At 69.4% G+C, this 25,438-nt stretch carries 26 protein-coding genes and 1 pseudogene; 11 read left to right on the top strand and 16 right to left on the bottom strand.

Annotated features, from left to right (window positions below):
• The first annotated feature begins 27 nt into the window (after positions 1-27).
• Entirely contained in the window at positions 28-837 is an 810-nt protein-coding gene (locus ACFWMR_RS03700) for a hypothetical protein (protein ID WP_378376714.1), read from the top strand.
• Between the two features lie 82 nt (positions 838-919).
• On the opposite strand, the gene gndA is transcribed toward ACFWMR_RS03700, so the two are convergent.
• Together gndA and ACFWMR_RS03690 are read right to left on the bottom strand one after the other, a co-directional pair.
• Positions 920-2,359 carry an NADP-dependent phosphogluconate dehydrogenase gene (gndA, locus tag ACFWMR_RS03695; RefSeq protein ID WP_378276512.1) on the bottom strand — a complete coding sequence of 480 codons (1,440 nt, stop codon included), beginning with the start codon at positions 2,357-2,359 and terminating at the stop codon, positions 920-922.
• Positions 2,360-3,035: 676 nt separating this feature from the next.
• Entirely contained in the window at positions 3,036-3,944 is a 909-nt protein-coding gene (locus ACFWMR_RS03690; RefSeq protein WP_378376712.1) for an MBL fold metallo-hydrolase, read from the bottom strand.
• 220 nt (positions 3,945-4,164) lie between these two features.
• Here ACFWMR_RS03690 and ACFWMR_RS03685 point away from each other — a divergent pair, with 220 nt between their 5' ends.
• The 3 genes from ACFWMR_RS03685 (at position 4,165) to ACFWMR_RS03675 (ending at position 6,775) form a co-directional block, all read left to right on the top strand.
• Positions 4,165-5,022 (top strand): helix-turn-helix domain-containing protein, encoded by an 858-nt coding sequence (locus ACFWMR_RS03685; RefSeq protein WP_044855139.1) that lies wholly within the window; start codon positions 4,165-4,167, stop codon positions 5,020-5,022.
• Positions 5,023-5,087: 65 nt separating this feature from the next.
• Positions 5,088-5,903, top strand: coding sequence for an SAM-dependent methyltransferase (locus ACFWMR_RS03680; protein WP_167406296.1), 816 nt, complete (start codon positions 5,088-5,090; stop codon positions 5,901-5,903).
• A gap of 14 nt (positions 5,904-5,917) precedes the next feature.
• Complete coding sequence (locus ACFWMR_RS03675; RefSeq protein ID WP_093936871.1) at positions 5,918-6,775, top strand: SAM-dependent methyltransferase; 858 nt, start codon at positions 5,918-5,920, stop codon at positions 6,773-6,775.
• Positions 6,776-6,779: 4 nt separating this feature from the next.
• Here the strand turns inward: ACFWMR_RS03675 and ACFWMR_RS03670 are convergent, their stop codons facing one another.
• Positions 6,780-7,046: a hypothetical protein gene (locus ACFWMR_RS03670; protein ID WP_167406297.1), complete on the bottom strand. Its 267-nt coding sequence runs from the start codon at positions 7,044-7,046 to the stop codon at positions 6,780-6,782.
• A 5-nt stretch (positions 7,047-7,051) separates the two neighbouring features.
• Positions 7,052-7,324, bottom strand: a complete 273-nt coding sequence (locus tag ACFWMR_RS03665) for a hypothetical protein (RefSeq protein WP_093936873.1) — start codon at positions 7,322-7,324, stop codon at positions 7,052-7,054.
• A 350-nt stretch (positions 7,325-7,674) separates the two neighbouring features.
• On the opposite strand from ACFWMR_RS03665, the gene ACFWMR_RS03660 reads away from it, so the two are divergent.
• The gene (locus ACFWMR_RS03660) at positions 7,675-7,929 is read left to right on the top strand and encodes a DUF397 domain-containing protein (protein ID WP_093936874.1); all 255 of its coding nucleotides are present in this window, start codon (positions 7,675-7,677) and stop codon (positions 7,927-7,929) included.
• Positions 7,930-7,989: 60 nt separating this feature from the next.
• On the opposite strand, the gene ACFWMR_RS03655 is transcribed toward ACFWMR_RS03660, so the two are convergent.
• From ACFWMR_RS03655 to ACFWMR_RS03625, 7 genes are all read right to left on the bottom strand, one after another.
• Entirely contained in the window at positions 7,990-8,538 is a 549-nt protein-coding gene (locus tag ACFWMR_RS03655) for a hypothetical protein (RefSeq protein ID WP_093936875.1), read from the bottom strand.
• Complete coding sequence (locus ACFWMR_RS03650) at positions 8,531-9,664, bottom strand: hypothetical protein (RefSeq protein WP_378376710.1); 1,134 nt, start codon at positions 9,662-9,664, stop codon at positions 8,531-8,533. Before ACFWMR_RS03650 ends, ACFWMR_RS03655 begins: the two co-directional genes overlap by 8 nt.
• 18 nt (positions 9,665-9,682) lie before the next feature.
• Positions 9,683-10,099, bottom strand: coding sequence for a FixH family protein (locus ACFWMR_RS03645; RefSeq protein ID WP_378376708.1), 417 nt, complete (start codon positions 10,097-10,099; stop codon positions 9,683-9,685).
• Complete coding sequence (locus ACFWMR_RS03640; RefSeq protein WP_378376706.1) at positions 10,096-11,544, bottom strand: hypothetical protein; 1,449 nt, start codon at positions 11,542-11,544, stop codon at positions 10,096-10,098. Before ACFWMR_RS03640 ends, ACFWMR_RS03645 begins: the two co-directional genes overlap by 4 nt.
• An 84-nt stretch (positions 11,545-11,628) precedes the next feature.
• The gene (locus ACFWMR_RS03635; protein WP_378376704.1) at positions 11,629-12,486 is read right to left on the bottom strand and encodes an oxygenase MpaB family protein; all 858 of its coding nucleotides are present in this window, start codon (positions 12,484-12,486) and stop codon (positions 11,629-11,631) included.
• Positions 12,483-13,031, bottom strand: a complete 549-nt coding sequence (locus ACFWMR_RS03630; protein ID WP_378376702.1) for a TetR/AcrR family transcriptional regulator — start codon at positions 13,029-13,031, stop codon at positions 12,483-12,485. The genes ACFWMR_RS03635 and ACFWMR_RS03630 overlap by 4 nt, the downstream gene beginning before the upstream one ends.
• Complete coding sequence (locus ACFWMR_RS03625) at positions 13,028-14,410, bottom strand: amidase (RefSeq protein ID WP_378376701.1); 1,383 nt, start codon at positions 14,408-14,410, stop codon at positions 13,028-13,030. The genes ACFWMR_RS03630 and ACFWMR_RS03625 overlap by 4 nt, the downstream gene beginning before the upstream one ends.
• 90 nt (positions 14,411-14,500) lie before the next feature.
• Between ACFWMR_RS03625 and ACFWMR_RS03620 the strand changes: the two genes are divergently transcribed.
• Positions 14,501-15,505: a D-cysteine desulfhydrase family protein gene (locus ACFWMR_RS03620; RefSeq protein ID WP_378376699.1), complete on the top strand. Its 1,005-nt coding sequence runs from the start codon at positions 14,501-14,503 to the stop codon at positions 15,503-15,505.
• Positions 15,506-15,583: 78 nt separating this feature from the next.
• Here ACFWMR_RS03620 and ACFWMR_RS03615 read toward each other — a convergent pair.
• A pseudogene (locus ACFWMR_RS03615) lies at positions 15,584-16,054 on the bottom strand (DUF998 domain-containing protein); the annotation flags it as partial.
• Positions 16,055-16,188: 134 nt separating this feature from the next.
• On the bottom strand, positions 16,189-16,962 hold the full coding sequence (locus ACFWMR_RS03610) for a hypothetical protein (protein WP_378376697.1): 774 nt from the start codon (positions 16,960-16,962) through the stop codon (positions 16,189-16,191).
• Between the two features lie 61 nt (positions 16,963-17,023).
• Here ACFWMR_RS03610 and ACFWMR_RS03605 point away from each other — a divergent pair, with 61 nt between their 5' ends.
• Positions 17,024-17,233, top strand: a complete 210-nt coding sequence (locus ACFWMR_RS03605) for a sigma factor-like helix-turn-helix DNA-binding protein (RefSeq protein ID WP_004559389.1) — start codon at positions 17,024-17,026, stop codon at positions 17,231-17,233.
• Entirely contained in the window at positions 17,233-17,757 is a 525-nt protein-coding gene (locus ACFWMR_RS03600) for a Clp protease N-terminal domain-containing protein (protein ID WP_378376695.1), read from the top strand. The genes ACFWMR_RS03605 and ACFWMR_RS03600 overlap by 1 nt, the downstream gene beginning before the upstream one ends.
• Positions 17,758-17,960: 203 nt before the next feature.
• Here ACFWMR_RS03600 and yczE read toward each other — a convergent pair whose 3' ends face one another.
• Positions 17,961-18,593: a membrane protein YczE gene (gene yczE, locus ACFWMR_RS03595; RefSeq protein WP_378376693.1), complete on the bottom strand. Its 633-nt coding sequence runs from the start codon at positions 18,591-18,593 to the stop codon at positions 17,961-17,963.
• 61 nt (positions 18,594-18,654) lie between these two features.
• On the opposite strand from yczE, the gene yczR reads away from it, so the two are divergent.
• A complete protein-coding gene (gene yczR / locus ACFWMR_RS03590; RefSeq protein ID WP_378280360.1) occupies positions 18,655-20,109 on the top strand; it encodes a MocR-like transcription factor YczR in 1,455 nt (484 codons plus the stop codon).
• A 519-nt stretch (positions 20,110-20,628) separates the two neighbouring features.
• Here yczR and ACFWMR_RS03585 read toward each other — a convergent pair.
• Positions 20,629-21,738: a hypothetical protein gene (locus ACFWMR_RS03585; RefSeq protein ID WP_378376691.1), complete on the bottom strand. Its 1,110-nt coding sequence runs from the start codon at positions 21,736-21,738 to the stop codon at positions 20,629-20,631.
• 365 nt (positions 21,739-22,103) lie between these two features.
• Between ACFWMR_RS03585 and ACFWMR_RS03580 the strand changes: the two genes are divergently transcribed.
• Positions 22,104-22,595: an RNA polymerase sigma factor gene (locus ACFWMR_RS03580; protein ID WP_378376690.1), complete on the top strand. Its 492-nt coding sequence runs from the start codon at positions 22,104-22,106 to the stop codon at positions 22,593-22,595.
• 15 nt (positions 22,596-22,610) lie between these two features.
• Here ACFWMR_RS03580 and ACFWMR_RS03575 read toward each other — a convergent pair whose 3' ends face one another.
• On the bottom strand, positions 22,611-23,774 hold the full coding sequence (locus tag ACFWMR_RS03575; RefSeq protein WP_378376688.1) for a pyridoxal phosphate-dependent aminotransferase: 1,164 nt from the start codon (positions 23,772-23,774) through the stop codon (positions 22,611-22,613).
• 29 nt (positions 23,775-23,803) lie between these two features.
• Between ACFWMR_RS03575 and ACFWMR_RS03570 the strand changes: the two genes are divergently transcribed.
• On the top strand, positions 23,804-25,102 hold the full coding sequence (locus tag ACFWMR_RS03570) for a DUF445 domain-containing protein (RefSeq protein ID WP_378376686.1): 1,299 nt from the start codon (positions 23,804-23,806) through the stop codon (positions 25,100-25,102).
• Positions 25,103-25,438 lie beyond the last annotated feature (336 nt).

Below are 25,438 nucleotides of genomic sequence, written 5' to 3'. Positions count from 1 at the left end.
GGGCCCAGCGGACCTTGGACGAGGCTCTTGCCGGGCATCGTCCTCCTCTTCAACGGACCACCCACCCGCGAGCAACAGATCGCCGCGGCGATGCTGTACGGCGGCGAGTCCGCTTTGATCACCGGTGGCGAGGCTTGCCGGATCCACGGCCTGCGTAATGTGCCTGAAACCGGCGAAGAGATCCATCTGCTCGTGCCACACGAACGGAAGCTCCACAACTACGGCTTCGTGATCGTCGAGCGCACACAACGCCTGCCCCGAACGGTCCACCGAGGTGGGCGGCCGCTGGCCGAAATCACCCGTGCGACTCTCGACGTCTGTCGCAGACAGACTGAAGTCAGGCCTGTGCGCGCTCTGATGAGCGAAGTGATTCAGCGCAGGTACAGTTCGTTCGAGCGGTTGTCCCACGAACTGGCCCAGGGCAGTCAGCGCGGCAGCGCGGTGCCCCGGCTGGTGCTCACGGAGCTGGCTTCCGGGCAAGAGTCGATCGCCGAGATCGATGCCCGGCGGGTTTGGGCACGATCCGGACTCCCGGAACCGATGTGGAACAAGAAGCTGTACGACGAGGCGGGCGCATATGTCGCCAAGCCCGACGCGTGGTTCGACGATGTCGGGCTGGCCTGGGAAGTCGACTCGCTGTCGTTCCATCTCAGGGCAGTGGGCGGGTTCGACCGGACATTGGCGAGGAACGGGCGGTACACGGCAGCCGGCGTCCTGGTGCTCCAGACCTTGCCGTCCAGGCTGCGGACCGAGCCGGACAAGGTGGTCGCGGAGTTGCGAGCCGCGCACGCCGCCGCCGCGGCTCGGACTCGGCCGAACGTCCGGATCGCAAGTTGACGAAGGGGCCCTTCACCGCATGCCATGCGGTGAAGGGCCCCTTCGTGGCGTCTTATGTGGGGAAAGTCCCCTTCAGCCTCTGTCAGGCGGAGGACTCGGGACGGCCGTCGGCGGCCCAAGCGGTGTGGAACGAACCTTCCCGATCGACCCGGCGGTACGTGTGGGCACCGAAGTAGTCCCGCTGCCCCTGCACCAGCGCGGCGGGGAGCCGCTCCGCGCGTAGGCCGTCGTAGTAGGCCAGCGCGGTCGAGAAGCCCGGGGTCGGGATGCCGAGCCGCACCGCCGTGGAGATCACCGAACGCCAGGAGTCCTGGGCGTCCTCGACGGCCTTGCGGAAGCCGCCGGAGGTCAGGAGCGTCGGCAGCGCGGGCTCGTCGGCGTACGCGGCGGTGATGTCGTTCAGGAACTTCGCGCGGATGATGCAGCCGCCGCGCCAGATGGACGCGACCTTGCCCAGGTCGATGTCCCAGCCGTATTCGGCGCCGCCGGCCTGGATCTGGTTGAAGCCCTGGGCATACGCCACCACCTTCGACGCGTACAGCGCCTGCTCCACATCGTCCGCGAAGGTGTCCAAAGCGGACCCTGTCAGCGGAGCGCGCGAAGGACCGCCGAGACCGCGGGAGGCCTCGCGCAGGTTCGACGAACCGGACAGTGAGCGCGCGAAGACGGCTTCGGCGATCCCGCTGATCGGCACGCCCAGGTCCAGTCCGATTTGGACGGTCCAGCGGCCGGTGCCCTTCTGCTCCGCCTGGTCGGCCACGACGTCGACGAACGGTTTGCCGGAAGCGGCGTCGGTGTGGGCCAGCACCTGCGAGGTGATCTCGATCAGGTACGAGTCCAGCCGTCCGGAGTTCCACGTCTGGAAGACCTGGGCGATCTCGGCGGGGGAGTAGCCGCCCGCGCCGCGCAGCAGGTCGAACGACTCGGCGATCAGCTGCATGTCGGCGTACTCGATGCCGTTGTGCACCATCTTCACGAAATGCCCGGCGCCGTCCGCGCCCACGTGCGTGCAGCACGGTTCGCCGTCGACCTTCGCCGAGATGTCCTCGAACAGCGGCCCGAGCGACTGGTACGACTCCTTGGAGCCGCCCGGCATGATGCTCGGCCCGTGCAGCGCGCCCTCCTCACCGCCGGACACACCGGTGCCGACGAAGTGGATGCCCTTCTCGCGCAGCGCGGCCTCGCGGCGCCGGGTGTCCGCGAAGTGCGCGTTGCCCGCGTCGACGATCACGTCGCCCTTCTCGAGGAGCGGGACGAACTCGTCGATCACGGCGTCCGTGGGCGCGCCGGCCTTGACCATGATCACGACCTGACGCGGCCGCTCCAGCGCGTCGACGAACGCCTGCGCCGAATACGCCGGGATGAAGTCGCCTTCGTCGCCGAACTGCTCGACCAGTTCCTTCGTCCGCTGCTCGGAGCGGTTGTGCAGGGCCACCGTGTGTCCGTGCCTCGCCAGGTTCCTGGCCAGGTTGCGGCCCATGACCGCCAGGCCGGTGACCCCGATGCTCGCCTTCTTGCTCATCCGCACCCTTCCGCTTCGATTCCCGTGCCGAGCCTATCCCCGTTGAGGGATACGGCGCCGGGGCGAGAAGGGATCAACCCCGAGTTGTCCACAACCTGCTCTGCCTGTGGACAACTCGGCTCGACCACCCTTGCCCGCCGGGGGGTGCCGGTACGCTGGGTGCGGGGCCGTCCCCCAGGGACGGGTGGGGGGCTGGGTTCGGGGGCGCGGGCTTTTCGGGAGGTTGTGAAAGCCACATTCGCAACCTTCAACGTCAGGGGCTCGGCAAGTCGCGTAAGCGGGTCGTGTGGCGTTTCGGGTTCTATTGAGGGCCAAGGCAAAGGTGGCGTGTCCGCGGAACGGGTCAGTGACTCAGCGCGACACCTGACCTCGGGCGCCGACTGTGTGGATTTTGGTGCGTTGGACGCTCAGAAATCCACACAGTCCCGCGGCCAGGTGGCCCGAGAAGCTCCAGGGTGTGTGGAAACAGGGACATTCAACGTCCCTGTTTCCACACACCTCTCACCCTGAGTGACAGTTCGCGATCTCGCCGACCACAACGACCCGCCACCTTTGCTTTGCCCCTCAATAGCCCGAAACGCCACTCACGACCACCCGGACCGACCTGTGCGTGGGTGGTGTCGGGATCGCGCCGGCCCAGCCCACGAGGCGAGCAGCGGCGGGGTGAGCGGAGCCGTCAGGAGAAGCAGCGGATCGGCGCGCCGTTGAAGGTGACCATGTCCGACATCGCGGCCCCCAGATCGATAGGCGCGCCCCACTCCAGGCCGTCCAGTTCGGCGTAGGCCCGGTGCAGGTTCGCGGGCAGGCGTTCCTGTTCGGACAGTCCCTCGTAGGGCCCGAGATCCGCTTCGCGCGCGGCCTGCAGAGGCGTAAGACCGGCGGCCTTCCCCCGTGACGCGAGCTTTTGCAGAAAGCCCAGATACCCGTCGACGACGTCGATCGCCTCGGGCCCGCACACCGGTCCGTGGCCCGGCACGATCGTCTCCGGCTCCAGCTCGCGGACCAGGTCCAAGGCTTTGCGCCAGCCAGCGGGCGAGCCCATCAGCGCGAACGGGCTGCCGCCGTTGAAGATCAGGTCGCCGACGAACAGCACCCGCCGCTGGGGCAGCCAGACCAGCACGTCGTTGGTGGTGTGCGCGGCGTGCCCGGGGTGGATCAGCTCCAGCCGCACGTCGCCGGCGTGCACGGTCAGCTGGTCGTCGAACACCACTTCGGGCGGCCGCAGCTCCAGATGCCCCCAGTCGCTCCCGGTGAACGCGTTCTCATAGGTGTTGATCCCGGTCGCGACCATCACCTCGCGCGTCTTCCGGTGCCCGATGATCGTCGCGCCCTCCGCCAGGTAGTTGCCGTTCGTGTGGTCGCCGTGGTGATGCGTGTTGACCACGGTCGTCACCGGCGCCCCACCGGTCGCCGCCGCCGTCTCCAGCAGGGCACGCGTGCGCCGTTCGGTGGAACAGGTGTCGATGACCACGGTGTGATCACCCGCGGCGACGAAACCGCAGTTGTTGATCCACCAGGAGCCGTCGGGCTGCACGTACCCGAAGACATCGTCGGAGACTCGCCGGGCGAAGGGGGATTGGTCCACTCGGTCACTATGCCCGGTGAACGTGCCCGAAATGTGACGAGATCGTTCCGCCACCAGGGTGACGTACCAGGTGACTGGTGTTTTCGGCCGTTTCCTGGAACGCTGCGCAATGTCATCATCGAACCCCGCAAGGTGAAGTACCCTGGGTGGGTTCGAGTATTCGCGCGCAGGACGGCGGGAAGCCGCGGTCCTGGCTATGTGGTCCGGGAGAGCAAGGCTGATGGCCAGCACCGTCACCTCGCGCCGGAAGCAGCTCGGGAACGAGCTCCGGCATGCCCGCAACGCCGCGCGGATGACACAGCAGCAGGTCGCCGAGGTTCTCGGTTGCACCCAGGGCAAGGTCAACAAGATCGAGTCCGGTGCCGTCGGGGTCAAACTCGGGGATGTGCGATCGATGCTGAACGCGTTCGGGATCAACGGCGACGAGGCCGACACGCTGATGAACCTGGCCCGCGCCGCGGCCGGGCAGCGCGGCCACTGGTCCGGCTACCGATCCGTGGTACCGCACTGGTTCCGCACCTTCACCGACCTCGAACCCGCGGCCGCGGAGATCCTCACCTGGCACGGCGAGCGCATCCCCGGCCCGCTGCAGTCCGAGCACTACATGCTCAAGCAGTTCACCGAAGCCGGCGCCACCGACGTCACCTCGCTGGTCCGCAACCGGCTGGACCGCAAAGCCGTCTTCGAGCAACAGCAGCCGCCCTACTACCGGTTCATCATCAGCGAAGGCGCCCTGCGCCGCGCTCCCGGCGGTTCCGCCCCGGCGGTGATGCTGGACCAGGTCGAACATCTGCTGGCGCTGGAAAAGCATCCGCGCGTGTACGTGCACGTGCTGCCGTTCGGCGCGCGCCTCGCCGCGGTGCCCAACGACTTCACCATCATGCGTTTTCCCGACCGCACCAGGGATTTCGTCTACATCGAGCATTCCGCGGGCGGGTTGTACCTCGACGACGTCAAGGACTTCAACATTTTCGTCGACTCCTGGGACAGGCTGCGCGGCGCCGCGCTCGAACGTCAGGAGACCCGCCAGTTCCTCAAGGAACTCGCCGAGCTGTACCGCAATCAGATGCAATCCTGAGAGCTCGCCGTCTCCCTTCGGTAGGGTTGTGCGCACAGGCGCGGTCGAGTGGACAGGGGCTGGACGTGGACCCGCAGTTCCTACCCGAAGGCGTGGATCTCGAACGTCCCAACGCCGCCAGGATCTACGACTGGGCCCTCGGGGGAACCGCGAACTGGGCGGTGGACAGGGAATTCGGCGAGCAACTGGTCAAGTCCTTCCCGCTCATCCGCTCCCTCGCCAGAGCCAACCGGGCCTTCCTCGGCCGTGCGGTGCGGCACTGCGCCGAACACGGCGTGAACCAGTTCCTCGACCTCGGCTCCGGCGTGCCGACCGTCGGCAACGTCCATGAGATCGCCGGAGAGGCCGACGAAGACAGCCGCTGCGTGTACGTCGACAACGAACCGGTCGCCGTCGCGCACGCCAAGATCCTGCTGGAGAAAAGCGGGGACCCCACCCGGCACGCGGTGATCGGCGGCGACCTGCGCGACGCCGACGACGTCTGGGAACGCGCCCTCGACACCGGCGTGCTCGACCCGGCCGAACCGGTGGCCCTGCTCACCGTCGCGGTCCTGCATTTCGTGCCGGGCCCCGAACTCGCCGCCGTCATCGCGAGGTACCGAAGACTTCTGCCCCCGGGCTCCTTCTACGTCCTTTCCCACGTCACGACGTCCGACGTGGAAGGCGACGAGCTCGAACAGATCAAGCGCGTCGTGAAGCAGTACGAACAGTCCAGCACCCCCGCGTCCTTCCGCGACAAGGAAGAGATCCGGGGTTTCTTCGGGGATTTCGACCTCGCGGCGCCCGGTCTGGTCCCGGTCGGCGCCTGGCGGCTGGACGACCCCCGATCGCCTGCGCTTAACTGCACCATCGGCGGGGTCGCCCGCAAACCCGGTACCTGACGAGGTGTGACGGCATGACGACGCAGCAGGATCCCAGAGACCCTGAAGCCCCCGAAGGTGTCGACCTCGAACGGCCCAACGTGGCAAGGGTGTACGACTGGTTCCTCGGCGGCTCCGCCAACTGGGCCGTCGACCGCGAGTTCGGCACGCAGGTACTCAAGCAGTTCCCCGAGGTCAAGACGTTCGCCAGGGTCGGGCGCGACTTCCTCGGCCGCGGCGTGGGATACCTGGCCCGCCAAGGGGTCACCCAGTTCCTCGACATCGGCTCCGGCGTGCCCACCGTCGGCAACGTCCACCAGATCGCCAGTGCGATCAACCCGGACAGCCGCGTCGTCTACGTCGACATCGAACCGGTCGCCGTCGCGCACTCCCAGCTGCTGCTGGAACGGGAGGGCCTGCTCGGGCGGCACGCGGTCCTGCAAGGCGACGTGCGGGATCCCGCCGACATCTGGAAGCGCGCCCTGGAGACCGGGGTGCTCGACCCCCGGCAGCCGATCGGGCTGGTCCTGGTCGGCCTGCTGTACTTCCTCGGCCCGGACGAACCCGTCCACGAGATGGTCCAGCGCTACATCGACCTGCTGCCGCCGGGTTCGTACTTCCTGTCCTCGCATCTGACCGAGGACGGCGTCACCCGCAAGGAAGGCGACAACCGGGAGAACGTCCAGGAGCTCTACAAGAAGACCAGCGCGCCGTTCCACCTGCGGTCCCGCGCGGAGTTCACCGCGTTCTTCGACGGCCTGGAGCTGGTGGAGCCGGGTATCGACTGGATGGCCACCTGGCACCTCGACGAAGCGGCTTCCCGGGCGAGCGACCGGTTCGCGGACGACCCGACCTTCACCGGTGGGCTCGGCGGCCTGGGCCGCAAGCCCTGATCCCTCAGACCCGGCCGGTCAGATGCCCGATCAGGGGCGTCAGCTCGAAATGACCTTCGAGCGGCCGGCCGGTCCTGATCAGGTCCCGGTGCGTGCCGCGCTGGACGGGGAAGTCGACTTCGGAGTTCCACGGCGGCTGCTTGCGCAGCGGGGCCTGGATGAGGCTGAACCCGAACCGCCGGCGCAGTTCGAGCCCGATGTTGCGGCGCTTCGCCGAAGCCAGGCGTTCGTCCTCACGGCGGAACAACAGCGTGGTGAGGCGGACGGCCATGACGGTCACACTCCCCGGCTCGGGCGCGGCAACCGCGTCTGGTCGAACGAACCGGCCAGGCCGAGACAACGCTCACACGGCATCCCCGAACCGACGGGGATCCATTCCAGGTGGTCGTAAGGCATCGCCGCGCCGCAACGGGTGTGCAGGAACTCGGGGTGCGAACCCCCGGAGTGCAGGTCGAAAAGGTGCGCGGACCGGCGGCTTTCGCCCGCCGTCCCGGCCATGAGCCTGCCGACGGCGAGTACCGTCGCAGGCATCGTGTCCTGAATGATCACGCTGATCCTCCCCCACGAGGTCGGCGGTGGGTGGTCGTGCGCCCCGGGGTCGCGTCCAGGCCGGTCACCTGCCGTCGATGACCTGCTGGAACGGATGAACTCCCTGGTGAGCGCCCCCCGGTGGCAGCTGTCGCCGAGGTTTTCGCATACTGCGGGCGAATCACCAACAACCGAGCCCCGGCCGCTGCGATTAATCCTACTCCTGGAATAATCTTCATGTCGAGAGTGGGCGGAGTTGATCACCCACTTGGCCGTGCGGGATAGTCCCGTTGAGGCAAGGAGAAGCTGGGGCCGTGACGGTTCGCGCAGGTCGCCACCGCATCCCCGACCGACGTTCGGAGGTACGACCAATGGCCGATTATCCATCGGCGGCGGATTACGATCCGACCACGGCCGTGTCGCTGTTCGACGACTCCGCGTGGGAGAAGTCCTTCGCGAGCGAGCCCAACGGTGGCAACTGTGTCGAGGTCAACCTCGGCAGGGAAGGCCTGGTCGGGGTGCGTGACACCAAACTGGCGAAGAGCCCCGTCTTCGTCTTCGATTCCGGTGAGTGGAACGCCTTCCTCGAGGCGGTCAAGGCCGGGCAGTTCGATTTGAGCCCATGACGAAAGACTCGCGTGCCCCCCTCGCGGCACGCGAGTCATCCGATCTTCGGTCACTTCGAGTCACACCGTCGCCGGGAGCCCGTTCCCGCGCAGCCTGGATCTGGTCCTGCGCCAGGCGACGGTGATCAGGACGGCCAGGACGATCAGCGGGATCAGGCTGATCGACCAGCTGACCGCCATCGGCGGTCCCGGCTGTTCGAGCACCGTCAGATCGCGGAGTTCCCCCGTGCCCTTGCCCGCGGGCCCCTCGATCTCGAACCGGAACGTCCACGCGCCCTGCGTCTGCAGGGCGCGGATGTCGAGTCCCCACACCTCCAGTTTCCGTGGATGCTTCGCCAGCGGCTGCGGGCGGCCCAGCCGCCCGGTCTCCGGGTTGAGGAACGCGAGCGTCCCCGACTTCCCGGCGATCCCGTCGTCCGGGATGAACGTGAAGTCCAGCGATTGCATGGCGCGCAACGGCCACGTGCTGAACCCGACCGTCATCCCGTACGGGCCGACTTGCACCCGTTCGGTGTGGACGATGTTCACCGGTTCGTAGGCGTTCGCCGCGGGCGTGGTCGCGAACAGCAAGCCGATCGCCGCCGCCAAAGCCAGCAGTGTCTTACGCATGCGCGTCGTCCCCCTTCGCCGGGGCCAGCAGCCTCAGCATCCCGCCGAACCGCCACCCGGCGAACCCACCGAGCAGCCCGAACACCGCGCCGACGGCGGCCGTCGCGAACACCGCCGCCCAATCCACGTGCGCGGCCCCGTACACGAGCACGTTCTGGATCGGCATGCTCGCACCGATCAGGAACCCGCCGATCCCGCCCGCCAGCAGCGAAACCCGCCCGGCGGAGAGGCCACGCCGCGAGAGCGGGTAGACCGCTTCGAGCACGGCCGCGATCGGCAGCAACGCCATCGGCATCATCGCGGGCATCGCGGGCACGCCGTCGATGTAGTCCCGCATCGGCAGGCCGACGGCGCTCGCGTACGCCTCCGCCGCCCACGGCGAGAACCACCAGGTGATCGCCTGGATGACCGCCAGCGACGCGGCGACCCGGACCGCTCCGCCCGGCCGCCCCCAGAACCCGGCGCCCGCCGAAACCAGCAGCACCGAAAGCAGTGCGATGCCCACCGAGATGACGTCGACCAGGTCGACGTCGATCTGCTGGAGCCCCAGCACGGTGACCGTGCTGAACGCGATCAGCACGCCGAGGGTGCCGACCACGCCGAGCGTGCCCCAGCGGTGCTCCCGCGCGGCCGCGAACACCATGACCGTGCCGATGATGCTCAGCGTGATCGACAGCAGCAGCCCGATGTGCGGCGGCGAGTCGATGACCGCGTCGAAGCCGTACAGGCCGTGCCACCACTGGTCCCACAGGCCGTACAGCAGGAACATCGCCGCGCCGGTCCCGGTCACCAGGTAGCCGGCCGGTGCGGCGAAGAGCCTGCCGAAGACGTTGATCGCGCGGCCGCCGACGCGCGCGTCGACCGGACGGCCCGCCCGGCGCGCGGCCGTGGTCATCAGCACGACCACGAGGCTCGCGAGCCCCGAGATCGCGCTGCCCGAATACAGGAACAGATGCGGCAGCGTGAAGAACGTGTCCGGGCCGACGTCGCCGTGCCACTGGATGTCCCAGGTCAGCCCGATCAGCGAGATCACCGACCCGGCCAGCACCGTACCCGCCGGCACGAGCCCGGTGCGTTCGCTTCGTGCCACCGAGGCGACCCGCGCCCCTCCCGCGGTGAGATCCATACCCCCGACCTCCCTCTCCTACTTGACCAGCAAAGGAAAAACGTGCTGCGTGGCGCCGGACGGCCCGCGCAGTGAAACGGTGATCTCCCATTGCCCCGACATCGGCAGCAGGACGTCGCCGGTGCGGAACCGGCCCGGTGCCTGGGCGATCGCGGGCGACGGGGCGAGCGCGTGCCCCATCTGCGGCATCACCGGCTCGACGGTGACGACGTCCGGCGTGGCCCCGGTGACGGTGAGCGCGAAGACATTGCCGCCCTGGCGCGGATCCTCGACCGACAGCTGCACGGTGTACGGGCCCTGGGTCGAGCGCTGCACCTGTTCCCCGCCGCCGCTCGGCCACACCAGCCAGGCCACGATCGCCGCCACGAGCACGGCGACCACGGAGATGAGCAGGACGGGCTTACGTCTGTCCACTGTGGACGTCTCGGTGGTCATTGCGGCGCCCCTTCCGGCGGGACTTCGAGCTGCATGGGCACGGTCAGCACCGTGTAGTCGCGTTCGGCCTGCAACCAGATCCGGTACTTGCCCGGCGCGGCGAAGGTGTAGGTGAACGGGACGTCGGGGCCGTACGCGGCGACGGTCTCATCGGGCTTTCCCGGCATACCGGGCGATTGCGGGATCATCGAGTGCACATGGGCCCAGGTCGGCGCGGCAGCGGCATCCGCGCCGACCCGGTCGTCGCCGGTTATCGGGCCGACGACGATCAGGTGGCCGAGCATGCCCAGCCAGGGTTGGAGATCCGCTTTGCCGAACCGCGCGGTGATCGTGGTCGGCGTCCCCGGCTCGACCTCGACGTCGACCGGGTTCCCGTTCACGACCTTCCGGCCTGCGCCGGTCGGCACCGGTTCGGCGGTGGAGCCGGTGCCCGCCACGACCCCCATCGTGGCGCGGACCAGCTGCACCCCACCGCCTCGCCGGGCGACCTCCGCGGCGACCGCGTAGGTCCCGGCCTCGGGTGGCGTGAACTTCACCCGGTAGTCGCCGGGCGCGACGCGCACCGGATGCAGATGCCAGAGCCTGCCGGTCGGCGAGATGACGACGAGATGCACCAAGGCGTTGTCGTGCACCAAAAGATCGTCGACGGGGCGGCCGGTGGCGCCGTCCGCGAAGGCGAGCCGGACCTCGGTGAGGCCACCCGAGCGCGCGTTCGGCGCGTTCACGGCCAGGTTCACCGGCGGCCTGGAGAAGTCCACAGTGGACATCTGAGCGTTCGCGTACGGGTCCTGGACGTTGTCGATCGTCGGGTCCAGCGCCGCACCCGGCGCGGGTGGTGCCGGTGTCGACGCCGAAAGCATCGCGCCCGTGACCGCGACAGCGAGCGCGGCGACCATCCCGCCGGCGGGGATCAGCGCGAGCTGCGGCCGCCGGACGCGCATCGCGACCACGAGCCCGATCACCAGGAACACGCCCGCGGCGACGAAACCGCCGAAGGTGGCCTTCTCCCAGGGAGGAATGACCCTGGCCGGAACGAGGAACGGGATCGACGCGGTGTCCGTCCCGTCGTCGAGGCCGAGCTCCCACGGACCGGGCCGGTCGACCCGCAGCAGCGCCGGATGGGCGCCGGGCTTCCCGTCCAGCTGAACGGTGGTCTCGGAAAACGTCGTCCCGGCCGTCGACGCGCGCAGTTTCAGTGTGCCCGGCTCGCTTCCGGCGTGCGTGACGACGTCGACGTGCAGCGGGCCGGGCGCGATGTCCATCCGCCGCAGCACGATCGTGAGATCCCGGGTGCCGAGCGTCTGCGCGACCTGGACGTCCGCGCCGCTCGACACGCCGTCCGCCCGGGCCGTGCCGCCCAGCAGCAAAGACGCCAGCGCGCAGAGCACGAGTACGCGGGCGATGACCAACGGCGCCGCGCGCCGCCCCCTCGGTGAATTCCCCATCGTGGCCGAAGGTAACGGCGGACGCCGGGGAAAGCGTCACGGCGCGGGGTGAACCCGGGTCCCCCGTGAAGGGGATGGAGGCCCTTACCCTGGGTGGGGGGCACCACCGAGGAAGCGGTAGGCGCGCGGATGCGCCCGGAACCAGACATTCAGCCTGCCGATCCGGCGCACGAGCGAGGACCGCAACGTCACCGGCACGAACCCGACCGTCACTCTCACGACTCTGCGGAACCGGTCGAACCGGCGCTGCTCTTCGTCTGTCCACTGTAGACCGAGACGCTCGCGCAGCGCGGGCTGAAGGGCGCCGCGCAAGAGGAACATCTGCTCCCGTCGCAGCCTCGCCCAGAGTCCGTCGGGCAGCCACCGCAAGGGCTTCTCCACCGTCCGGATCGTCTCGAACAGCGTCGAGATCGTCTCGTTCGGGCCGAAGCCGTCGATCGTTTCCGCGTAGTAGCGCTCGAATTCCGGCCACGTCGACGGCATGTCCTGTTCGCGGAGGCCGAGAAGGCGTCCGACGTCGCACAGCTGCGCGTAGTACTCGTCCAGTTCGGACGCGGTCATCGGTTTGCCGTAGAACCGTTGCGTGTCAACGGGAGCCATGACGAGCGTGGCGTGCACCCAGGCGTACGCGCGCGGGTTCAGCGCGCTGTAGCGGCGCCCGTCGTCGTCGACCCCGGTGAAATCGCGATGCAGCGCGCGCAACCGGTCCGCTTCGTAGCGGGCGCCTTCCGGGCCGCCGTAGATGTAGATCGACAGCGACGCGGCCGTGCGCATCAGCCGCGTCCACGGATCCTCGACGTAGTCCGAATGATCCCGCACCCCGGCCGCGACGACCGGATGCGCGACCTGCAACACCAGCACCTGCTCCGCCAGCAGGCCGGCCCGGAAGTCGCCGAAGTACCGCCACGCCGCCGTCCCCTTGACGATCGGGGGACTGCTCACGACGCGCCGCGGACGAGCATCATCAGCGACTGCGCCACCTCGACGCCGTCGTCGCCGGTGGCCAGCCTGCGCAACTGCAGCCCGGCGATCAGCGCCACGACCGGCCCGGTCAGCCGGTCCGGCGAGGGCACCCCGAGCGTTTTCAGGATCACCAGCGCGAGTTCGTCGTAGGCGGCGAAACACCGCGCGGCCGCGTCCTGGAGCCCGGGGTCGCGCGCGGCCTGCAGGTACAGCTCGTGCGCGCCGAGTTCGTCGGTGCCGAACGGGAGCTGCGAGATGACCTGCTCGACGACCGACGCGGCCTGCTCGACGCTCAAGCCCTGCTCGCGGTAGGTGTCCACGAAGCCGGTCAGCTTCGTGGTCTCCTCCTCGACGAACAGCAGCATCGCCTCGCGCAGCAACGCCGTCTGGCTGGGGAAGTGGTAGGTCAGCGTGCCTGGCGAGACGGCGGCCGCGGTCGCGATCCGGCGGTTGGTCAGCCCGCCGACACCCTGTTCCCCGACCACCTTGAGCGCGGCGTGGAGGATCGTCTCGCGGGTGTTCACCAAACGGTCTCGGGCTTGCGGTCCTGCCACCGTTCGACCTCTTCCAGTTGCGCGGCCAGCGAGATCAGCCGTTCCTCCGCGTGCGAGGGGCCGAGCAGCTGACCGCCGAGCGGCAGGCCTTCCGGGCTCAGCCCGGCGGGGACGTTGACCCCCGGCCAGCCCAGCACGTTCCACGGCCAAGCGTAAGGGCACGCGGCGATCATGGCCTGGTCGGTCTGCCAGCCGGTGAGCTTGTCGAAGGTGCCGATCCGCGGCGGCGGGGTCGCGGTGGTCGGCGTGAGCACGACGTCCACCCGGCCGAACACCGAGCCGATCTGCCGTTGCAGCAACGGTTCCGTGGCCCTGGCGAGCCGCAGCGCCGGTCCGGCCAGCGCCGAGCCCTGCCTCGCGTTGGCCCGCGTGCGCGGGTCGAGCCGCCCCTGGTCCGGGACGCGACGGGACCAGTCACGCACGCCGACCAGCGAACGCGGCAGGAAGGTGAGGCCGATCAGCCGGTAGTCGGGTTCGATCTCGACGATCTCGTGGCCGAGTTCGGCGAACCGCTCCGCGAGCCGGACGACGGCCGCGTGCGCGTGCGGGTCGAGCCGGGTTTTCGTGGCGGTGAAGGGGATCCTGGTGGACAGGCCGATCCGCATCCGGCCCGGTTCGCGGCGTGCGGCCGACTGGAACGCGGTCCCGGTGCCCGCCGCGACGTCGAGCAGCAGGGCCGCGTCGGCGACGGTGCGCGCGAGCGGGCCGACCACGGTCAGGCCGTGGAAGAGTTCGCGTTCGGTCGGGACGCGGCCGCGCTGCGGTTTGATCCCGACCAGATCGGTCCACGCGGCCGGGATCCGGATCGACCCCGCCCCGTCGGAACCCAGCGCGGCGGCGATCACCCCCGACGCGATGGCCGCCGCCGCGCCGCCCGAGGAACCGCCCGGGGTGCGCTCGGTGTCCCACGGATTGCGGGTCGCGCCGAACGCGGGGCCTTCGGTGAACGGCCATTGGCCGAGTTCCGGGGTGTTGGTCTTGCCGATGAGCACCGCGCCCGCCCCGCGCAGCGCGGCGACGGGCGGGGAATCCGTTGTCGCGAGGGAGAAGTCGCCTTCGCAGCCGAACGCGGTCGGCAGCCCGGTGACGTCGAGGTCGTCCTTGATCGCGGTGGGAACGCCGAGCAGGGGAGCGGTCTCCCCGGCGGCAAGCCGTCGGTCGGCCTCCTCGGCCTCGCGAAGGGCCTCTTCGGGGCGAAGGCTTTTGAAGGCGTTGAGAGTCGGCTGACTGGCTTCGGCCTTTTCGAGCGCCAGGTGCGTGAGCTCGACTGACGTCGTGGCCCCGGCGGCGAGCAGCGAGGCCTGTTCGGCCAGTCCCGTGAAGGCGAGTTCCGGTTTCGACGTGGTCATGGCTCCCCCTTTGCCGCTCTCGTTCGTTCAAACGAACGATACCACCGGGTAACCTCGATCGCCGCTCCTCGGTGTGGTTACGTGACCTGCATGAACCTGGACCGCTTCCCCCGCGTCGACCTCGGCGGCTACCCGACGCCGCTGCATCCGGCACCCCGGCTGGGCGAAGCCCTCGGCTTGCCGAACCTGCTGCTCAAGCGGGACGACGTGCATCCGCTCGGCGTGGGCGGCAACAAACTGCGCAAACTCGAATTCCTGCTGGGTGCGGCGATCGAGAACGGCGCCGACACGGTGATCACCTTCGGCGCCTTGCAGACCAACCACGGCCGCCAGACCGCCGCGGCCTGCGCGAAGCTCGGGTTGCGGTGCGAGCTCGTGCTCACGGCGAAGGTCCCTCGCGACGGCGACGCGTACGAGCGGTCCGGCAACGTGTCCCTCGACCATCTCTTCGGCGCGAACGTGCACGTCTGCCGCGACGGCGAGGAGACCGGCCGGACCTACGACCGGCTGATCACCGAGGCCGCGGCCGAGGGGCGCAAGGTGGCCACGTTCCCGGTCGGCGGCTCCGACGGCGTCGGGGCGCTCGGCTACGTGGCGGCCGCGCGGGAGCTCGCCGGGCAACTCGCCGGACTGGGTGTCACCAAGGCACGGCTGGTCGCGCCGCACGCCAGCGGCGGGACGTCCGCCGGGCTCGTCGTCGGAACGGCGGACCTGGACTGGCTGACGCTGGACATCGCTTGCGTCAGCCATCCGGTCGACGAAGCCCTCGACAACCTGGCCGATCTCACCATCGCGGCCTCCGTGCTGCTGGGGAGCGAGCCGCCGTCACTCGACGGCCTGCATCTCGACGACCGCACGATCGGCCCCGGCTACGGGATCCCGACCGCCGGCACGTGGGAGGCGGTACGGCTTTTCGGTCGCACGGAAGGGATCGCGCTCGATCCCGTGTACACCGGCAAGGTGGGCGCCGCGATGGTCGAGTGGGCCGCCGAAGGCCAGTTCGCGGCCGACGAGCACGTTGTCTTCCTGCACACGGGCGGGCTGCCCGGTCTTTACGGGTACGCCCCCGAATTCACCGACGCGGTGAGCCGCTGACGCGACCTTCAGCATCCCGGCGATCAGGATCACGTGCGCCACCAGGGAAAGCCGTTGCGTGACACCGACCGGCACGACGTCGGTCAGCGTCTTGAAGAACGGGATGTCGGCCAGGCGCACGAAGATGAAGCTGAGCCCGAAGACGACCAGCCCGGCCGCGCTGCCCCAGGCCAGGCGGCCGATCTGCCTGGCCGCCGGGGTGCCGCGCAGGTTGTCGCGCAGGGTGAACCCGGCGGCGGGCAGACTGAGGAACGCGATGAGGCACGCGTAGAGGTGGATCTCGCCGCTGACCGGGTCCGGGTACTCGGGGTAGCTCGCCGGGAAGATCGCGGCCGCCGCCAGTCCCAGCGACCACAGCACGAACAGCAGTTTCGTGGTGCGGCCGAGCGGGATCCCGGCCGCGGCCAGCGCGCCGAGCGCGGTGAGCGAGCCGATGGACAGGGAAAGCACGCTGGCCCCGAGCATCCCGGTGCCGCGGTCGACGTAGGCGTAGCTGGACAGCGTGTCGAACACCGGATCGCGTGAGCTGATCAGGTGGAGCACGACCATGGTGAACAGAGCCCAGCCGATGGCGGCGCCCGACGCGATGAGCCAGGGTCTGGCCCGCGGTCTCTCCCCAGGGAACGTCATGCGTCCAGCCTGCTCGCGCGGGCGCGGATTTCCGATCCGGGAAGCCCCCGGTTCTACCCTGGGGCTACCCCGAACTCGACCAGTACCAGTAGCTGGTCATCGTGCCTTTTCGCGCGGGGCCAGCGGGCGCCGTCCGGGTCCTGTTTCTCCGCCGTGCGCACCGCGTCGAGGACCGCGTCCGGGCCACGCTCGCGGCTGAGGGCGAGCACTTCCGGCCAGTCGAACAGGTCGTACTCGTCGACCCCGATGGAGACGCCGTCGGTCGCCAGAAGCAGGGCTTCGACCTCCGAGCGCGGCCAGCTGCGGCGGACGGCTTCGTCGGCCGCCTTCGGTTCCGCTTCGGCGACCCAGAAGCCGCCCGGCGCGTTGCGTTTCGCGCGGACGTCGGCGCCGGTGCGGAGCTGACCGCTGTCACGAAGCGAAACCAGCCTGTCGTCGGTGAGCGGGTCCGGGCCCGAGGGACCGAAGGCGATGATGGGGCTGTCGGCGAGCACCAGCGCGTCGACGGACTCGTCCGTCCAGCGCGCGATCGCGACCGTGCTCGACGGCGATCGTCCCGGTTCGAGGCCTTCGCGACCCGCGACGTCGGCGATCGATCCGGCCAGCAGGACCGCGAGGTCCGCTTCGGGTTCCGCGGTCAGCGCCTGCGACAGGCTGCGCACGAGCAGGCCCGCGTACCAGCCGCCGGACGGCAGATCCGGTCGCGGCGCGGTCGCTCCGTCGAGCACCACCACGGCGTTGCCGAGTACGGCGACGTGGTCTTCGGTCGGGCGCGACGCTCCGTCCGCACCTACTCCGTCCCTTTCCGCCACTGCGATTTCGACCATGGCCAGACCCTAACTGTCAACTGAGGTTGACGCGGGCGAGATGTCAACGTAGGTTGACGTCATGACCGAAGCGACAGATCTGGCCGCGCGAGCCGGTGACCGCGATCCCCGCGTGGGATTGCGCGCCGTCGCCGCCTTGCGTCGGCTGTTGGAACAACTCGAAGCCGTGCAGGTCCGCAGCGCGCGGGTGCACGGCTGGTCCTGGCAGGAGATCGCGGCCGAGCTGGGGGTCAGCAGGCAAGCGGTGCACAAGAAGTACGGGAGGCACTGATGTTCGAACGGTTCACCACCGAACTCCGCGAGGTCGTCATCGGCTCGCAGCTCGTCGCGGCGGACGAAGGCGCGCCCCACATCGATCCGCTGCATCTGCTCACGTCACTGGCCCGGCGCGCCGGCGTGCTCACCGCCTTGGGCTGTCCCGCGGACGAACTGGCCGACGACCTCCGGCGAATCCGCCGCCGGGGCGGCATGAGCGACGCCGACGTCGAAGCCCTGAGCGGCTTCGGCATCGACGTCGAGCACATCGTCGAGCGGGTCGAGCAGACCCACGGACCCGGCGCGCTTGCCGGTGGGCAGCGCGCCGGACGTGGTCATCGGCCCTTCACGCCGGAGGCGAAGAAGATGGTGGAGCGGAGTTTTCGTGAAGCCGTCGACGTCGGCGGCAAGCGCATCGAAAGCGAGCATCTCCTGCTCGCGCTGACCGCCGTTCCCGGTGTGGCCGCCGACGTCCTCGCGCAGCGTGGCATCGACTACCTGGCCGTGCGGCGCCTGCTTGAGCAACGCGCCGCCAGCTAGTGATCGGTCCCCAATCACGCGTGCTTGAAGCCGGATCTCGCGTGCTTGAAGCCGTGACTCGCGTGATCACACCCCGCACACGCAAGTCACGTCCCCAATCACGCGAGTCACGGCTCTGATCACGCGAGTCACGTCCCCAATCACGCGAATCACGGCTCTGATCACGCGAGTCGCGTCCCCAATCACGCGAGTCTCGCGCTCGGCTACGCGGCGGAGCGCTCCCGCCACACGACATACGGCAGGAAAGCCTGCGTCAGCGGCCCGATGGCCAGCGCGTAGAGCACAGTGCCGACACCGACGGTCCCGCCGAGCAGCCAACCCGCCGCGAGGACGGTGATCTCGATCAGGGTCCGGACGAGGCGGATCGACTTGCCCGTCCGGGCCGCGAAACCGGTCATCAGCCCATCACGAGGGCCGGGGCCGAGCCGGGCACCGACGTAGATCGCGGCGGCGAGGCCGTTGAGCACGACCCCGGCGACCAGGTTGAAGAGCTGCCAGCCGAGGACGTCCTGGTCGGGCAGGAAGAGCCGGACCAGGTCGACGGTGAGCGAGATGACCACGATGTTGGCGAGCGTCCCGATCCCGGGCCGCTGCCGCAGGGGGATCCACAGCAGGAGTACCAGGACCGAAGCGATCGCGGTGACCGTGCCGAACGAGAGCCCGGTGAGCTTCATCAGACCTTCGTGGAGCACGTCCCACGGGTCGAGTCCGAGTCCCGACCTGGTCAGCATGGCCATGCTGCCGCCGTAGAGGGCGAGCCCGCCGACGAGCTGGAGCGAGCGGCGGGTGGTGTCCTGGGAGATGCCGACTGGTCTGAGGTCGAGTTTAAGTGCCACGAGTGCACCATCAGGGGTAAGTGGCTACCTTGACCATGGCCAATCTGGAACAATTGGCCTTATGGAACCGCTGATCCCGCTGACTGGACGCGTTTCGGGGCCGAAATTGGCCATTTTGCTGGGGAGTTGGCGCCAGAGTGGTTCTCGACACGGTGCCGCGGATCTCGCGGCGGCTGTCGAGCTCCTGGTCCTCGACGGCAGGCTCCCGCTCGGCACGAAACTCCCGGCCGAGCGGGAGCTCGCCGACGCGCTGGACGTCAGCCGCACGCTGATCGGCGCCGCGCTGGACAAACTGCGGGCCGACGGGCTGGTCGCCAGCCGGCGCGGGGCCGGGTCCTGGATCGCGTCTCCCGGGGGCAGGGGCCGCGACGCGATCCTGCCGTCCGGGGAGGACCTCATCGACCTGGCCCAGGCCTGCCCGCCCGCCATCCCTGGCCTGGTCCCCGCGGTGGACGCCGCGCGGAAGGCGTTGGTGGACCACCTCGGCGAAAACGGCTATCACGTGCGCGGCCTGCGGATCCTGCGCGAGCGGATCGCCCGCCGCTACACCGAGCGCGGGCTGCCGACCAACGCCGACCAGGTGATGGTCACCAACGGCGCGCATCACGCGTTCGTGCAGGTCCTGCGCATGCTGGCCGGTCCGGGTGACCGCGTGCTGGTCGAGCAGCCGACGTATCCGAACGCGCTGGAGGCCATCGCCGCCGCACACGCCATCCCGGTTCCGGTGCCGCTCGACCCGGCCACCGGCTGGGACGTCGTCGGGATCGAGGCCGCGCTGCGGCAGTCCGCGCCGAGGCTCGCGTACTTCGTCGCGGACTTCCAGAACCCGACTGGTCTGCGGATGAAGGCGACCGACCGGGAGCGGCTCGCGGCCGCGCTGAGCCGCGCGCGGACGCCCGCGATCATCGACGAGACGCTGGTCGAGCTGGACCTCGAAGGTGATCCGGCCGACGGGCCGCCACCGCTGGGCGCGTTCGCGGGCGACCTGGGCATCACGATCGGTTCGGCGTCGAAGTCGCACTGGGCCGGGCTGCGGCTCGGCTGGATCCGCGCTTCCGAGGACGTCATCGGCAGGCTGATCGCGGCCCGGTTCGCCGTCGACCTGGGCTCGCCGGTCTTCGAGCAACTGGTCCTCGCCGAGCTGCTCGACGACGGCGGGGCCGCGCTGGCACACCGTCGCGAGGAGACACTGGCCCTGCGCGACGCGCTGACCGGGGCACTGAACTGGTACTGCCCCGATTGGACGTTCACCGTGCCGCCCGGCGGGCTTTCGCTGTGGTGCCGTCTCCCGGAGCCGATGAGCACGCGCCTGGCCGTCGCCGCGGCGGGACACGGGGTGCAGGTGGCGCCGGGTTCGAGGTTCGGTGTCCACGGTGGACTGGAGCGCTGGCTGCGCCTGCCGTACTCGCTTCCGGCCGACAGGCTGTTCGAGGCCGTACGGCGGCTGGGCGCGGCCGCCGCTTCGGTGGCCGCGACACCCGCCACGGCCGCTCCGGTGGCCGTCCAGGTCACCTGATTCCCGCATTTCGTCCTCTGAATGCGGTAGTTGCACGCGCAAGGACCGCATTCAGAGGACGAAATGCGTAGGGGCGGAAACGGAAATAGCCGGTGCGCCGGCGGGGCGGCCGATGCTCCAGGGAGGGCATCGGCGCCGCACGACCAGCGCACCGGCTATCCGGCCCGCCTGCGAGGTCGAGACCTCGCAGGCGGGCACCGCGGCGGTTACCCGGCACAGCCCCTCGACGTGCCGGGAACCGCCCGCGGTTCAGGCGGACTTCGAGCTTGGCCGGCTCCTGCTCGGCGCGGTGAGCAGAAGCCCCCGAAGTCCACCCGGTGCTGGTCCCGGCGCCGCAGGGGCAGCGCGGCGCCGGGGCCGGGATCCGAACCGGCCGGGCGCGGTCGGCCGTTCGGAAAGACAAAGGGGATGCCTGAAAGAGGGCAGGCGAAAAGAGACTCGAGCCGAGGACTTCAAGGGACGTCGAAACCCGAAGTTGATCTTGGTTTGGACGTGGTTCTCCCCGGCGACCCGGTCAGGTCAGTCGGGGGAGGTGGCGGGAAGCGCGGCTTCCCGGCCGGTGCGCTCGCCTTCGTGGTCGCAGCCGGCTCCGAGGAGCTTCAGTTGCGTGGCGGACATTCCGGAGTCGAGCACGGCGAGCGGCCCGCGGCCGCCGCCGGAGTGGTCGTGCCCGGGCTGAGCGCTCGTCGTGGGCGCGACCGGGGTCGCCGGGGTGTTCGGCAGGCCACCACCGCCGCCGCCCGAGCCGCCGCCGTCCGGGAACGCGTGCGTGTCGGACGTGGGCGCGGCGGGGGCGGGCTTGGCGTCGGTCTTGAGCTGCACCGGCAGCGCGGTGACGCGGTGGTTCTGGACGGCGGGCGCCGGTGTGGGCGTCGTGGCGGGGACGAACGGGCGCGGATCCGGCGTGGTCGGCTCGGGCGCGGGCGTCGTGGCTGTCTTGGCCGGGACGGCGATGGTGACCGAGCCACCCGCCGACTGGCCGGAGCCGCCGCCGAAGACGGGGTCGAGCACGTCGCCGGCGCCCGGCAGGAGCCCCGGAGTGCCCGATCCGCAGCACGGACCCGGTTTGACGATCGGTTCGACGACGTGCTCGCCGATTCCGCCGACGACCCCGCCGACGGTTTCGACGACTCCACCGACCGTGTCCGTGACGAGATTCAGTACGCCGCCGAGGAGACCGCCCAGCAAACCGCCGGACGACTGGGGCTTCGCGGTCTTCTTTTCCGGTTCCGGAGAAGAAGACTTCTCGACGGAACTCGCGGCCGAAACGGCCTTTTCCTCAACCGTGCTCTCGGAAGACGTGGCCTCGGGCTCCTTGCTCGAAACAGGAGCGGGCTCTTCCTTCGGGGATTCGGTCTTCGGGGTTTCGGCGGGTTTCGTGGTCTCGGTCGCACTGGAGTCCGAAGTGGACTCCTCGGGGGTAGTCGTTTTCCCGGATCCCGCTTCGTTCGCGGGCTGGACCACGGAGGTCTCCGGTGTCACGGCGGTCTGTTCTTCGGCGGAAGCCGGGGTGGAAAGGACGGCGCCGAGAAGCCATCCCGTGAGCGCGAGCCCGCCCGCGAAAAGAATTCGCAAGCCGGTCTTCGGTGAGGTGAGGCCGTGACGGGACACGACTGCCGCACCACTCACAGCAATCACCACCGTCCGCGCCTGAAACCCACGTTCTCCGCGTGAGTTCGATCTTTCTTGGGGTCTCTTCCGGTCAGGTCGCAGTTCCCCCGGGGCTGCACCAGTTTTAGCACCGGAGGCGAGTGTTTCACTTAAGCCGCCGTCGATCCAGCCCGTTAGGCGGAACGACGCAACCGGCTCCGGTGCATGGAGTACCGAAGTTGATCACTCTCGGTGTGTGCCGAGCGGCCATCCGGGCCCGGGTGGAACTACTCAAATCCTTGGTGACCTGACCTTTTCCGGATCCCTGCTGCGGTGTGTGCCGTCGAAGTCGCGTTCGGTGATCGACGCGGCGGTCGCGGGCCGTCTGGAGAGGAGAGTCCGGGATGTGGGACGTGAAAGCGGTTTCGGCGGCGGTGCTCGGCGCGCTGAAGACCTATCGCCTGACCGAATCGGACGCTCACGATGTCTGTCAGGATGCGTGGCTGGAACTGCTCCGCGCGCCGGGCGTGCTACGCGACGAAGCGAAACTCGGGGCTTGGCTGACAACCACCGCGCGGCGCCGCGCGGTCCGGATGATCACCAGGAACAGGCGCGAAAATCCGCGCCCGCTCCGGGACGCCGAACTGACCCCGGGTGTCGGGCCGACCCCGGAGGCCGTGGTCGTCCGCGCCGAGATCGACCGCGCGCTCTGGGCGGCGGTCGACCTCCTGCCGGACGTCCACCGGCGCCTGATGTGGCTGCTCGCGTACCGGCCGGAACTGTCCTACGCGCAGCTCGCGGGGGAACTGGGGATCAGTCCGGCCAGTGTGGGCAGGTTGCGAAGACGGTGTCTGGACAGGCTCGGACGCATCCTCGAAAAGGGCGGCTGGGCGTGACGGACATCGGACGAGTCACTGGAGTTTGCGCAATCGGGTGACCGCTTCGTCGATTACCTCGTTGCGCTTGCAGAACGCGAACCGCAGCAGGTGTTTCCACTCTTCCGGGTGATCGGTGAACACCTTTACGGGCACGGCCGCCACCCCCACTCGTTCGGGGAGCTGCCAAGCCAGTTCGGCGGCGTCGTCGAAGCCGAGCGGACGCACGTCGACGCAGACGAAGTACGTCCCCGCGGTCGGCCGGACGGCGAACCCGGCCTCCGCGAGACCGGCCGCGAGCCGGTCCCGTTTGGTTTGAAGGCTCGTGCGCAGCTCCTCGGCCCAGGGCACCTCGTGGTCCAGCGCGTAGGCGACGGCCGGCTGGAACGGCCCGCCCGAGACGAAGGTGATGAACTGCTTCGCGGCCTTCACCGCCGCGACCAGTTCCGGGCTCGCGCAGACCCAGCCGATCTTCCAGCCGGTGCAGTTGAACGTCTTGCCCGCGCTGGAGATCGAAACCGTGCGATCGCGCATGCCGGGGAAGGTCGCGAGCGGGAAGTGCTCGGCGTCGTCGAAGACCAGGTGCTCGTACACCTCGTCGGTGATCGCGATCAGGTCGTGCTCCACGCAGAGCGCGGCGACGGCTTCCAGTTCGGCGCGGGTGAACACCGTGCCGGTCGGGTTGTGCGGCGAGTTGATCAGGATCGCCCTGGTCCGGCCGGTCACCGCGGCGCGCAGGCCCTCGACGTCCAGCGCGAACCGGCCGTCGCGTTCCACCAGGCCGACGACACGGCGTTCCGCGCCCGCCATGGCGACCGCGGCCGCGTACGAGTCGTAGTAGGGCTCGATGACGATGACCTCGTCGCCCGCCTGCGTCAGCGCGATCAGCGACGCCGCGATGGCCTCGGTGGCACCGGCGGTGACCAGGATCTCCGTGTCGGGGTCGTACTCGACGCCGTACCGGAGACGATGGCGCGCGATCGCCGCGCGCAACTCCGGCCGTCCGGGACCCGGCGGGTACTGGTTCGCGCCCCCGAACAGCGCGTTCTTGGCGGCGTCGAGCATCCCGGCGGGCCCGTCGGTGTCGGGGAACCCCTGGCCGAGGTTGACGGCTTCGTGGCGGACGGCGAGTGCCGTCATCTCCGCGAAGATGGTCGACGTGAAGGGCTGGAGGCGGGGTACGAGGAGAGGTTCGCGCACGATCAGCCATCCTCACGGACAATGGCCGTGTGGAGCAACTGACGCCCGCCAAGGTGACCCCAGCCGATCCGCCAGGTGGAAGCGCCGCCGAGGAGGAGAAGCGCCGCGGCCTGCGCAAGATGAAGATGGTCGCGCTGTCGTTCCTGCTCGGGGCGACGGTGATCTTTTTGCTGACCAGCTGGGCCGAGGCCGCGGGCTGGCCGGGCTGGGTCGGCTACGTCCGCGCCGCCGCCGAAGCCGGGCTGGTCGGCGCGCTCGCCGACTGGTTCGCGGTGACGGCGCTGTTCCGGCATCCGCTGCGGATCAAGATCCCGCACACCGCGATCATCCCGAACAAGAAGGACGCGCTGGGCAGCAGCCTCGGCGACTTCGTCGGCTCGAACTTCCTGTCCGAGTCCGTGATCCGCGAGAAGCTGAGCCGGGTCGAGGTGTCGAAGCGGCTCGGCGGCTGGCTTTCGCAGCCGAAGAACGCCGAACGCGTGACGTCCGAACTGGCCACCGTCGTACGGGCCGCGGTCAAGGTGCTCCGTGACGAAGACGTCCAGGCGATCATGGAACAGGCCGTGGTCAAGCGGATCGTGGACAAGCCGTGGGGCCCGCCGCTCGGGAAGATCCTGGAAGGCGTGTTCGCCGACGGGGCGCACCACAAGCTGGTGGACCTGATGTGCGACCGCGCCTACGAATGGGTGCGGGACAACCACACGACGATGCTGCGCGTGGTCTCGGACCGGGCGCCGAGCTGGTCGCCGAAGTTCGTCGACGAGATGCTCGCGGACAAGGTCTACGGCGAGGTGCTGTCCTTCGTGTGGGCGGTGAAGACCGACGTCAACCACCCCATGCGGCTGGCGCTGGACAAGTTCCTCGGCGAGTTCGCCCAGGACCTCCAGACCGACCCCGAGGTGATGGCGCGCGCCGAGCAGGTCAAGGCCCAGATGCTGGGGCACGACGAGGTGCAGAAGCTGATCGGCTCGGCGTGGGCGACGGCGAAGGAGATGCTCCTCAACGCCGCCGAGGACCCGTCGAGCGAGCTGCGGCGCCGCGTGCGCACCGGCCTCGAGACCCTCGGTGAACGGCTGGTCTCCGACGACCAGATCCGGTCCAAAGTGGACACCTGGGTGGAGGGCGCGGCGGCGTACGTCGTCACCCACTACTCCAAGGAGATCACCACGATCATCACCGACACCGTGGAGCGCTGGGACGCCGAGGAGACCTCGCGCAAGATCGAGCTCCAGGTGGGCCGGGATCTCCAGTTCATCCGGATCAACGGCACGGTGGTCGGCGCGCTCGCCGGACTGGTCATCTACGCCGTCGCGCAGCTGCTCTTCTGAGTCTTCGGCATATACCACACTCCGGAGGCCTCACCGGGAGTTGTCCACAGGAAGTGGAGTCATCCCCAGGGTTATCCACAGCTTTTCACGTCTTTGGCCTAACGCTGTGCACAACCCCTGGGGGTAACTCGGGGGTGGGTGACCCCAGAAGTTGTGGTCGTTCGGGTCCGGATGGGTCGTGACGCAGGGCGGTGGCGCGGCGGGGCCGAGTCGGGTTCAGATGGTCGGGTGTGGAGGATTTGGGGCGCTCAGCGTCCCAAAAACACCACGGACCGGGAACAGCTTAGTCTCGGTTCCGGATGAAACACGTGCTGGAGGCCCGTGCGGTCGACGGGG

Origin of the sequence: Amycolatopsis thailandensis (genome assembly GCF_042723255.1) — a bacterium.
In the GTDB taxonomy this organism is placed as follows: domain Bacteria; phylum Actinomycetota; class Actinomycetes; order Mycobacteriales; family Pseudonocardiaceae; genus Amycolatopsis; species Amycolatopsis thailandensis.
The sequence above is the reverse complement of the archived record's forward strand: the minus strand, read 5'-3'. Positions and strand labels throughout refer to the sequence as shown.